Below are 11800 nucleotides of genomic sequence, written 5' to 3' on the forward strand. Positions count from 1 at the left end.
CGAACCTTCAACCTCCAGTTCATGATGAAGAGGAACACGCAAGCAACGGGCGAAAGAGGGCTCAATGTCGTCACAAGGCTGAAAAGATCGAACATCTGAAATCCCTGTAGATATGATCATTTCTGCGGACATAGGAGCCTTGCAGAAAAAGTGACACTGGGGGCTTTGCTGAGAGAGGGTTTCGCGCTCAAGATCCGGAACCGGACCGCGATGCTCTTGCTTCCGAAATTTGCCCAAAGGTCGAATCTGGACAGGACACTAATTTCGGAGCACCTCATGGAAGAACTCAATCACGCATTGAGATGTGCACGGATATCGCGTGCGCGCGGTCATGGGCTCTGTCTGACGGCGTCAGGCATACTGACCGCTGTCCAGATACTCTTCGGCGCAGATTCAATACTCTCAACGATCGAGCGAGAGCCGCTATTGGTAGTCTGTTGCGGATTACTGGCCGCCTTGGGTCTCATTATGATCACGCGGGCCGATCGCCTTGAGCGCGGCCTCAGTGTGCCACACACTTTTCCTGATGGAACACACAGGACTTGATGGCAACAGACACCCTTGCCCCCAAAGTCTCCTGAATTTCCTTTATTAAATAACAAAGCATAAAGGCCGGTCGGCACTCAGACATCAGCAACTTGCAGGCGAGACACCGCCAGACCAGCGACACATCAGAAATTTTAGTCAAACTTTCTGCCGTATCGGTGCCAGCGAACCAACACTCCTCTTACAGTTGCTCATGGAGAAACAATGCCACCCTCATATCTCAATCCGAAGCGGTCGCAGCTTCTGGAAACCTTCGGTCTCGACATGAAAATGGTCTCGGGAAAAGGCTGCACCCTGCATGACGAGAACGGCACGGCCTACCTCGATTTCCTCTCGCAATACGGCGCCCTGCCCTTCGGGCACAATCCGGACCGGGTCTGGAGCGCCATCCTGGACGGCTACCAGGACAGCGTGCCGGCGATGGTGCAACCCCTGCGCCCCGTCATCGCCGAACGCCTCGCCGCGCGGCTGGCCGAAATCACTCCCGGCGATCTCGCCATCACCACATTCACCAATAGTGGCGCTGAAACGATCGAGGCCGCAATCAAGCTCGCGCGCATCCGCACTGGCCGCCAGGTGATCCTGTCGACAACAAATGGCTTCCACGGCAAAACGCTTGGCGCCCTCTCGGCGACAGGAAAGCCGATGTATCAGGCCGGCACAGGTGCACCGGCACCCGACTTCGATTACCTGCCCTACGGCGACATTGATGCCCTTGAATCTCGCTTGTCCCGTGACAGCTTCGATATCGCCGCTTTCATCGTCGAGCCAATCCAGGGCGAAGGTGGTGTCATCTGCCCGCCGCCCGGATACATCGACGCGGTGATCGCGACATGCCGTGCGCACGGCGTCCTGAGCATCATCGACGAAATCCAGACCGGCTTGGGCCGCACCGGTGCGCTCTTTGCCTGCTCTGCGGGCCACGAGACGCCGGACATGCTCCTGCTCTCGAAAGCGCTCGGGGGTGGCATCATGCCGATCGGCGCTTGCATCGTCCGCCCGGACGTCTGGGATGACCACTTCGGCCAGATCCACAGCTCGACCTTTGCCAACAACAACATTGCCTGCCTTGCGGCGGAAGCGACGATCGAGCTGCTGACAGAAGACAACCAGGCTCTTGTCAAGAATGTTGCGCGCCTGTCGCAACGGCTGCACGAAGGCTTGCGGATGATTCAGAAGCGTTACCCAAGCGTGATTTCCGAAGTGCGCGGCCGCGGCTTCATGGCGGGGATCTGCTTTGCGGACTTCTCCGACCGTGGATCGGCCACGCTGTCGTTTGCGAGCCTGAACGGCGGTGTGATCCCCCTGATCAGCTCCTACCTGCTCAATACCTACAAGATCCTGACAGCACCCTTGTTCAACGCCACGCGAGTGTTGCGCCTGCAACCGCCCCTGGTCTCGACGGCGGCCGATATCGACCGTGCGCTCAACGCCCTCGATGATGTCTGCTCCACCCTCGCTGCGGGCGACATCCAGCGCATTGTGGCACACCTCGTCGGCGCCAAGCCGGCTGCGGCACCGGCACTGACGACTCTAGGCATAACTGTGCCGGCCGCTCCCTGTCAGGCTGAAAACGACGACACAGATAAAGCGCCCCTCACGGGTAAGTTCGCCTTCCTGATCCATTACACCGAGACAGCCGACGTCGTGCGCTCCGACCCGTCCTTTGCGCAGTTCAGCGACGCAGAGATCGGCAAATGGCTCGAGTGGGTCAAACAGCTAGGCCCAGGTCCTGTGCGCAAGATTGGACATGTGCGGTCAAAGACGGGGACTGGGATTTCAGGCACCATCATGTCGGTGCCGATGCTGCCCGCTGACATGCAGCGCGCCGGACGCGCCATGGCCACTGAGATGATCCAGGAGGCTACCCGCATGGCGGCCGCAGAAGGGGCAACCCGGGTCGGCCTCGGCGCCTATACCTCCATCGTCACACGGGGCGGGGAGAAAGCCTGCGGCCTTGGGGTGCCTGTCACCAGTGGCAATACCCTGACCAGCATCGCAGCCGTGAAGGCCCTCATTGATGTCGCGGCCCGCTGTGGTGTCGATATCCGTGATGCCCATGTCGCCGTCGTCGGTGCCACCGGCGCCATCGGACGGCTGGCGTCCCTGATGCTGTCGCGGCAGGCGCGGCACCTGACACTCATCGGCAACGGCAATAATCCTTTCGCGCCACGTCTTCTGGAGAAGGTCCGCGCTGAAATCGTAGATCTGCCCGCGTGCAGGGCAGATGTCTCTGCAACAACTGATATCGCTGCAATCCGTGCGGCTGATCTCGTGATCGTCGCAACAAGCTCGGAGATCACGCTTGTGGACCCGCGCTCCTTGCGCCCCGGAACGATCGTCTGCGACGTCGCCCGCCCACCCAACGTAAGCTTTGCCTCCATGTGCGAGACAGGGGTATTCGTCTTTGACGGCGGCCTCATCGCCCCACCGTTCGAGATCGACCTGGGCCCATTCCAGACACTGCCGGAGAACCTCTGCTGGGGTTGTCTGGGTGAGACGATGCTGCTGACGCTTGCCGGTGAGACTGCCGACTTCAGCATCGGATCGCAGCTCTCCCTGGCCGACGCCGATCACATCGCAGCACTTGCGGATGTGCATGGCTTCGTACCCGCGCCGACGCAATGGTATGGCGCCCTTAGCGGTGATGCGGAGATCGAGTTGTTCCGTCGGGCGCGCCAGGCACGTCAAGCCGCAGCCTGAAATATATCCTGAGGGACTCTGGAGCCCCTCAGGCAAAAACTTCATCTTCCGTCGCCTGCTTCCAACCCAGGCGCTTTAATTGACACTCCGCTAAAGCGCGACGTTCACGAAGCGTTGCAAAATGAGGCGATGGCGTCGCACCGCGCCGCATGATCGCGACGAGCAAAAAAAAGCCACACATCTTCCCTCCGCCAACCGGCTGCCGGGGTGAGCTCTCTGCGGGCTCACCCCGGCAGTCAGCTGCCTCGGACAGTGAAACTGGACCCCATTGGAAAATTTCAACCTGGCGTGCCTGGACATGCCGATATCCCAGTCAGCGAGGTGACAAGAAAAGATGACGACCATGGTTATGCAACACAAGATCCCGAACAGCCGGGAGCTGCGCATCCTGCGACAGGATAATCTGGCATTCTATGCCGAGATCAATGCCCGCGCCTTCCGCGGCGCATTCATGTCCGAGGTGCCGGTGCAGGTATACCTGCGCATCATTGACGAAGTAAAGCAGGACTTCATCTCGGTCTCGCCGGCTCAGGATTTCACGAAGCCGGCCGACTTCTACCTCAACCTGATGATCGGCAAGCATGCCAGCTACGATCACGCGAAGTCAGAGCCCTGGCTTGGCACCGACATCAAAGGCGACACCGAAGTCGTCGTCCTTCTTGAGCCGGCATCAAAGGCCCTGCGCATCCTGCGCGATCTTGACAACCAGCAGAGCTTCCTGGCCGTCTCCAGTCTGTCCTCGCTCAGCGACCGCCTGATTTCCAAGGCCGCACGCCTGTCGGGCGATGCCTCGCAGCAGATCGACGCGCTGGAATCGCGCCGCACCGACATCGACCTTGAAATCGCCGAGCTGAAGGCGCGCGGGGCCAAGCCCCTCACCCCCATTGAACGCCGCACCGAGATCTACGCCCTGCTCAACGACCTGTCGCAGATCAAGGCAGGCTTTGCGGAAGTGCCGGCCGCCAAGCGTCGTATCAACAGCGAGAACAAAGACCTGTTCCTCGACTCCGATGCGCCCGTCGGCGACGTGCTCGATGTCTTCTGGGAACGCCAGCGCGCCTGGGACCAGTCAGCCGAGAACGCCGTGCTGACCACGTTGCGCGACCTGCACGTCAATATCGCGAAAGCCCAGATCATGCAGGGCAGCCTCGAAAGCGTCGTACGTATGGGTGATGATATCATCGATCTCCACCTGCGCCGCGAGATCACTTCGTTTCTGCCGGACATGCTTGGCATCTCGAATGATATCTCGTTGGAGATTTCCTACATCTGGACAACGCTGAGCTCGTTCATCTCGAACCCGAACTACGCGGCCCGCCGCGAAGACGCACGTGTGCTGCGCGCCGCCCAGGCGGCTGCGGTCCGTATTCGCAACGAGGTGCGGCCAAGCCCGCGCGACACGCGCCTGAAGGATACGGGCCTGGTCATGACGATGCCACTGCGTACCAATCCGCTCTGCGATCTGAAACTTACCACTGAAGCACCGGTGCCGATCGATGAAGATCGCGATCTGGTTGCGGTGGCGGAAGAGCCGGATAGCGACGCACGTCGCATGGCCCTGGCGAAAGAAGCCGCCAAGAGCGCCCACCTCAGCACCGCAAGCATCGTCGCGCGCGTGAAAGACGCCATGGGCACCCGCCAAGAGGTGACACTGTCCGACGTTATCCGGCACTCACCGCTACGCTACGGCCGCCACGAAATCAGTCGCTACCTGGCTGTCGCGTCCGGCACCATGCCGTCACTCCTCGTCGAAGGCATGAGTTTCACGGTGCAGTTCCATGAGCGGGACAAGTCGACGATGGCGAATATCGTTAACCCGATCTTCCGCCTGAACGGCACAGTCGGCGAAGGCTTCGGCGATTTCGATACGGCCAGCTATCTGCTGACACCCGACGAGATGCGCGCTTCACCCACCGGGTACGCACCCATCGATCGCAACACAATTGCCGCCTGAGGCGGCGCCACACCCGGGGCACACAACCCCGAAAGACAGACATCCAGAAAAAGAGACCCATCATGGCCACGTTCACTATCAACCACGTCCTCTCCCGCCTTCTGCGCGAGAGCGCCATCCTCTCCTCGCGCAACCAATCGCTCTACGAGACAACCCTGCAACTGCGCAGTGACGTCGAGGCGCGCCTGCGCGAGCTCGGTATGGAACTCGTCATCATCGAAGAGTCCGGCATCGCCCATGCGCGCAACATGACCGATGAACAACTTGACGCGCTCTCAGAGCACCTGAAGTGCGAGCCGATCTCTTCGGTCTGCTCTCACAACCGCCTGACCTACTACGACAGCGTCGCCGTGGTGTATTTCCGCATGAGCCTTGACCAGGAGCTGCGCCAGGGTGGGGATGCGATCTGGCTCACACGCAACGAGGTCTTCGAGCAACTGGGCAAGCACTACTCGGAATCCGTAGCTGAGGATCGTATCGCCCTTGAGGACCGGATCAACAAATGCATCGGTCGCCTTGTTGATCTGAAGTTGCTGACCCTGCGCGCCATGGGCAACTCATCAACCTACCGCGGCACAGCTCTCATGCAGGCCGCCTTCTCCCGTGACGCCATGGCAACCTTCGCCCAGGATATGAACATGATCGCTGACACCGAAGGCAGCACCGAGGCCACCCGGCGCGAAGCCTGCCTGGTCGACTTCGACGACCTGGAGCCGCAAGACGCCTGACAGCGCATATTGATCAGGCAGATTTGGCCTGACCCCCGCAGCGTCCTTACAGGCGCACGCTGCGGGGCTCTCGCAGTCAATCTGGACCCCACCACAAAAGTTCAACTTTACTGGCTGGGCCAATACGAAATCCTTCTCATAGAGATGAAACCCTGATGGACGCGCCCGGCGCTGCCTCAGCTTGACGAAAGACAGACACATGAAAGACTTCAACTCCGACGTGATCGACGCCGTTGTCTCCGACCTCAAAGCACAGAGTCCGATCCGTAAGGGCTACCGGCTGCGGCGCCTCGAAGTGAAGAACTTCGGCGGCTACCATGGCCCCGCGTCCGTCTTCAATCTTGACATGAAGGGTGCCGTCTTCTCCGGCGACAACGGCGCTGGCAAATCCACCGCGATTGATGCGTACCGCATGCTGTGGCGGATGCACCCGCGCTTCAACTCTGCAACCCAGGAGCAGACCAAGGACCGGACAGTGGAGACCTACTACATGGGTCAGCACGGCAAGACCGACACCGGCAGCGGCGTGAAGATCGAGAAGCTGCGCGACTTCGGGATCAAGAAAGGCTTTCTGGCTGTCTGCGGCGTCTTCGAGACCGACACCGGCCAGATCTTCTCGATCCTGCGTATGGGCTACATCGAGAAAAAGGGTGTCCCGGTTGACTGGCGCCTGATCACAGCGCACGCGGACATTTCCATCGAGCGCGACTTCCCCATCTGGACGACCAAGGGTGCGGCATCGCGCGCGGCCGAAGTCCTGGGCGGCGAACTGCACGCCAATTTCAAGGATTTCTTCGCCCACATCGGCATGGCCTTCGGCATCGACAATCCCGAAGAGGCCACGGCCGCATTCCGCTTCCTTGACGAGTCCATCGGCGTGAAAAAGATGGCCTCCATCACCGGCTTTGCCCGTGACAACATTTTCCCGAAGACCTCTCTGCGCGACTCCGCAGACAGCGTCATCACCACCTTTGAAAAGGTGCGCGAGTCGATCGCAACCGTTCAGCGCTGCAAAGACAAGATCGCCGGCCTGAAGGAAGTCGCCCGCAAGTTTGGCTTCCTCGATAAGGCGCTTGCGACCCACGAGGAGAGCGTCAGCCGTCGCGCGCGCTTCGAGCAGTTCTCCGCCACCATCGAACATGCCTACTGGGGCCGCCAATTCCGCAAAGCGCGGGATGCACAGGTCATGCTGGAGGCCGAACTGCTGAAAGCCGAGACTCTGGAAGCCACGGCTAAAGCCGAGGTCCAGGCGATCGACGAGGCGATCCGCAGCCAGAACTTCGACAAGATCGATCAGTATATCGCTGACAAGGAAGAGAAAGAGGCTGAGCTCATCAAAGTTGCTTCACGCGTCAAGACGCTGAAAGCAGAATACCTAGCCGTCGGGCTGAACTTCCGCTGCGCCGTTGAAACCGAGCTTACCGCCGCCCGCAAAGACGTCGCAGACACGATCGTCGATCTCGACAAACGTCGCGCGAACGTGGCGGACGGACGCCGTGAGCTGGAGCGGACGTTGCACACCGCAGAGAACGACAAGATCACAGCAACCGACGCCTATACATCCCTGCTCCGCAGCAAGAGCGCCATTGACGAGAAGCTGCTGAAGGCCCGCAAGGCGATCGCCGAGGCCCTGCACCTACGCGAGGACGACATCCCGTTCCTGGCCGAACTGGTGCAGATCCGCGACGGCGAAGAGGCCTGGGAAGGCACTGCAAACCGCGTGCTCGGCGGCCTGGGCTGCGAGATCCTGATCGATGCAGCCTATGCATCCGAGGCCCGCGGCATCGTGAACCGTGGCCCGAACAACGCCGGCAAAAAAGGCTGGAACGCCCGTGTCGTCCTGCGCGAAATCTCCGATATGGCACCGAAAACCCGGACCCGGATTGCGCAGACCACGTTGGCGGGAAAACTGGAGATCCGTGACGACAGCGCGTTCACGCAGGTCGCACGCGCCCTCGTCGACGACGCAGCAGCGCATGACTGCGTGACAGAGGCCAAGTTCAAGACCGCCACTGGTGACGCCTGCACCAAGGAAGGCTCCGTCAAGAAAGGCAGCCGTATCGTCAAGGACGATCGCTCCGCTATCGATGATCGCTCAAAATATGTGCTCGGCTGGAACGTCCAGGATCGCATCGACCTGGCTGAGACTGCCATGAAGACGGCCCAGAAGGCCTACACCGCAGCGGAGGACGCCATCGCCTCCTCCGAGGCCGCTGCACTGAGCCTGCACAAGACCGGGCTGCTGCTGAGCCGCCTCGACGGCAAGGACGTGACCTTTGATCAGGTCAACCAGGCAGGCCTGGTGCAGGATATCGAATCCTTGCGGGCGCAGATCGCGATCCTCGATAACCCCGAGGCCGAAAAACTGCGGCGCGCTAAGGCAAAGTCCGAGAAGACTGAAAGCGATGCACGCACGCGCCAGAAGCTTATTCAGGGTCAGATCGGCGGCAAGTCTTCCAGCAAGGCGACCGCCGAAACGAACCGCAACGCCAAGGCGGATCGACTGAAAGTGTCGATCGCCACCTTCGGTGCGGCGACCCACGCCGACCGCGAGGCCTATCGCCGCGCGGCGCGCGAAGCGATGAAGGCAACCGATAAGCAGGCTATTGGCCAGCACATCCTGACCACGGTGCTCTACGACCTGTCTGGCGTCATCTCCGACATCCGCAAGGTTGTCGACAGTGCGACCAACAGCGAGATGAACATCGGCAACCGCGGCGCAGAAGCCAAGCGGGCGGCAGAAGCCTTCCTGCGTGACTTCACCGAAGAAGGCTCCTTCGTCGAGATCGAAGGCATGCTGGGTGATCTGTCGAAGGCGGAAAGCCTGGCAGCCGCTCGCATGGTCCGTGACACTTGGGCCGGTCGTCTGAACACACTTGAGGTCGGTGATCTGCCGCGGCACGAGCAGGCCTTCAAGGACAGCCAGAAGTCCTTCGCCAAGAGCACCATCGAGACGATCGAAACGGCGCAGAACGCCTATGCCACACGCCTGAAGAAAATGCAGGACGGCCTGAACGCGATCCTGAAGGGCCTGGTCTACGACCCGATGGAAGGCACACGTGCGCGCCTGCGCATCCGGCCGAGCCAGGATTGTGATGAGGTCTCCAAGTTCCGTGCGCGTCTGAGCCACGCGATCTCGAACCTCTATGCCGAGCCGGAAATCGTCGAGAAGAACACCGAGGCTGTGATCGAGCTGATCAACGATGAGACCACCAAGGAAGGTCACGCCCGCCGCGAGGCGATCCTGAACCTGCCGAACTGGTTCGAGATGGACATCGAGGAGTATCACGCCGATGAGAACGGCGAGTTCATCTCGCAGCGTCGCTTCTGGTCTGGCCGCGATGGCGAGTCCGGTGGTCAGGGTGAGCGTCTGACGATGCTGCTGATCGGTGCGGGCCTGGCCTACACCTTCGGGGCTCACGACGAGACACGTGCCAATGCCGGCCTTCAGACCATTGTTCTGGACGAGGCCTTCATGCACGGCTCCGAGGAGATGGCTGCTGCTGCCACAGATGTGCTCAATGCCATCGGCCTCCAGGTCGTGGCTGCGACACCGGTGCAGAAGCTGATGGCCTTCGCCGGCCATGCAGACCGCATCTTCGATATCTCGAAGCGCAACGAGCAGATCCGTCACGTGGTGTCGAACTACGCCCAGATGGCGACTGACAGCGCCACGGCAAGTGCAGAAGCGGCCAAGACCGCAGCCGAACGGATCGCATCAGAGCAAGTCGAGGGCTGACATGATCCTCAAACGACCCAATGGGGCGGCGGCAGAAATGCCGGCCGCCCTGAAGGTAAGGCTCGAGCGCACGTGGGACGCCCGCGTCGCCAAGTCCATTACTGACCAGGATAACACGGAGGGAGAGTTTCCGCTCACCGTGAGCATAGGGCGACCGTCCCTTGCGGGAGACGCCATGGTGAGACGAAGGGCAGAGATCGCCGAATGGATCACACAGTGGAGGGATCAGGCAGCAATTCATACTGTCTCCTTCGAGGCGATGACAAAGCGCCGGGTGGGTGATGTCTCCCTTCCGGACACCATCGTCTTTCAGACCATCGATGAGATGGCGGCCTTTCTGGGCAGCGGCCGTCATCGTGATTTGCGGACAGCACGATCCTGCGTCAGCGTCCTTGCGCATGTGGATCGGCGTCTGAATGCTATGGCCAAGCACTGGCAGAAGCTCTCGGCACTCCCAGTTGAAGAGCAGACAGGCTTTGCAAGTTTGCTGGAGGCGCGCAGTAAGGGGAGCGATGATCTGATCGACATCCGTGAACTTGCGATCGTCGGTCTCGATAGCAAGTGGATCGAGACACGCCAAAGTATTGTCAGGGAAGCGCTCAAGCACATCGACTGCCTGAAAGACGGTAGCTCGTTTCGCGAAGAGTTCGGTTTTCGCGATGACGACCGGCAGGAAATCTGGATGAAGTTCCATCCGGTTGACTGGTCCAACCCGATGGGTGAGCCAGAGATGTCGATGCGGCCGAGCAAGATCAAAGGCCTGCCACCGACCGTCACGCGCGTCGTCATCGTAGAGAACAAAGGAACGTTCAACTCTCACACGCCCCTGCCGGGTGTCTGTCTGTTTTTCGGGTCCGGGAATGCGATCGCTGGAACGGCTGCGGCGATGCCGTTTCTGAAGGCGCTCGACATCATCTACTGGGGAGATCTTGACAGCTGGGGGATGAAGATCCTCTCGCGCCTGCGGCGCATTCTGCCGCACACCACGACCTTCGCCATGGACGACGGCACGATGCTCGCGCATTGCCCCCTCTGGACAGTCGAGCCGGACAGCGATCGCTACACGGGTGAGATCGATCGCCTCGCACCCCAGGAGGCTTCAGCACTCCAGTTGATCCGAAAAGGCCACTGGCGCCTTGAGCAAGAGCGTCTGACGGTGACGCCGGACGACATCCACGCCATAGGCCTCGCGCGTATCACAAAACGTCAGGACAGCTCCTGACCGCTCTCGCATGACCCTATCTTCAGATCACGCCCATCCCCGGTCTTGGCACCGGGGATGGGCGTTCGTATTGTGTTCAACAAGAGTCCTGGAGGTTGAGATGACACAGAGCGCGCGCGGACAAGCCCGCGGCGTGGAGCGACTGTATCTCGACTTTGACAGCTTCTTCGCCTCCGCAGAACAGCACTTCAACCCATCCTTGCGCGGCCGTCCGGTCGGTGTCGTACCTCTGGATTCACCCCATACGGGCTGCATCGCAGTCAGTCGGCAAGCCAAGGCGCTGGGCGTAAAATCCGGCGCAAAGATCAAGGATGCGAAGGCCATCATCCCTGACATGGTCTTCGTTGTCGCACGGCATGATGTCTACGTGCGCCTGCACAAGCGCATCCTCGATGTGATAGACACGATCATCCCGGTGACGAAGGTCCGATCCATCGACGAGGTTGTCTGCAACCTCACGCCCCGCGAGGCAGCCGAAGGTGCGGCACTGGCAACACGCCTGAAGGCAGCCCTCGCATCAGCCTTCAGCGACACGCTGACCTGCTCGATCGGGATGGCACCGACGGAGCTGCTGGCAAAGATTGCCGCCGAGCTGAAGAAGCCGGACGGATTTGTCCTGATCGAAGCGGACGACATGCCGGCCCGGCTGGCTGGCATCGACCTTGACGATTTGCCTGGGATCTCGAAGGGCATGCACGCCCGGCTGACGGCGGCAAACGTGCATGATTTCTCAGACCTGTGGAACCTCGCTCCCAAGCAGGCGCGTGCGATCTGGGGCAGTGTCGAAGGTGAGCGTTTCTGGAATGGGATACACGGCTACCACACCGAGAGGCCGGAGACGAAAAAGAGCATGTTTGGCCACAGTCGTATGCTGCCTGGCGACTGGCGGACGCCCGACAAGGTCCGCG

The 11800-nt window shown here is 60.6% G+C and carries 6 protein-coding genes; all 6 read left to right on the forward strand.

Going from position 1 to position 11800, the window contains the following annotated elements; translation table 11 throughout:
- The first annotated feature begins 810 nt into the window (after positions 1-810).
- Complete coding sequence (locus ACOI1H_RS20570; protein WP_422439796.1) at positions 811-3249, forward strand: aminotransferase class III-fold pyridoxal phosphate-dependent enzyme; 2439 nt, start codon at positions 811-813, stop codon at positions 3247-3249.
- A 334-nt stretch (positions 3250-3583) separates the two neighbouring features.
- Positions 3584-5203, forward strand: a complete 1620-nt coding sequence (locus ACOI1H_RS20575; RefSeq protein ID WP_422439798.1) for a DUF3375 family protein — start codon at positions 3584-3586, stop codon at positions 5201-5203.
- A gap of 62 nt (positions 5204-5265) precedes the next feature.
- Entirely contained in the window at positions 5266-5931 is a 666-nt protein-coding gene (locus tag ACOI1H_RS20580; RefSeq protein ID WP_422439799.1) for a DUF4194 domain-containing protein, read from the forward strand.
- Between the two features lie 199 nt (positions 5932-6130).
- On the forward strand, positions 6131-9670 hold the full coding sequence (locus ACOI1H_RS20585) for an SbcC/MukB-like Walker B domain-containing protein (RefSeq protein ID WP_422439801.1): 3540 nt from the start codon (positions 6131-6133) through the stop codon (positions 9668-9670).
- 1 nt (position 9671) lies between these two features.
- Complete coding sequence (locus ACOI1H_RS20590; RefSeq protein ID WP_422439802.1) at positions 9672-10892, forward strand: Wadjet anti-phage system protein JetD domain-containing protein; 1221 nt, start codon at positions 9672-9674, stop codon at positions 10890-10892.
- Positions 10893-10992: 100 nt separating this feature from the next.
- A partial coding sequence (locus ACOI1H_RS20595; protein ID WP_422439803.1) for a Y-family DNA polymerase occupies positions 10993-11800 on the forward strand: 808 nt, incomplete at its 3' end.

It is taken from the genome of Loktanella sp. DJP18 (assembly GCF_049310965.1).
Taxonomy (GTDB): domain Bacteria; phylum Pseudomonadota; class Alphaproteobacteria; order Rhodobacterales; family Rhodobacteraceae; genus Loktanella.

Bases quoted from the DNA above. Each gene is read 5' to 3' on its own strand.
- ACOI1H_RS20580 (WP_422439799.1), top strand. From the start codon at position 5,266: ATGGCCACGTTCACTATCAACCACGTCCTCTCCCGCCTTCTGCGCGAG.
- ACOI1H_RS20570 (WP_422439796.1), top strand. From the start codon at position 811: ATGAAAATGGTCTCGGGAAAAGGCTGCACCCTGCATGACGAGAACGGC.
- ACOI1H_RS20575 (WP_422439798.1), top strand. From the start codon at position 3,584: ATGACGACCATGGTTATGCAACACAAGATCCCGAACAGCCGGGAGCTG.
- ACOI1H_RS20590 (WP_422439802.1), top strand. From the start codon at position 9,672: ATGATCCTCAAACGACCCAATGGGGCGGCGGCAGAAATGCCGGCCGCC.
- ACOI1H_RS20585 (WP_422439801.1), top strand. From the start codon at position 6,131: ATGAAAGACTTCAACTCCGACGTGATCGACGCCGTTGTCTCCGACCTC.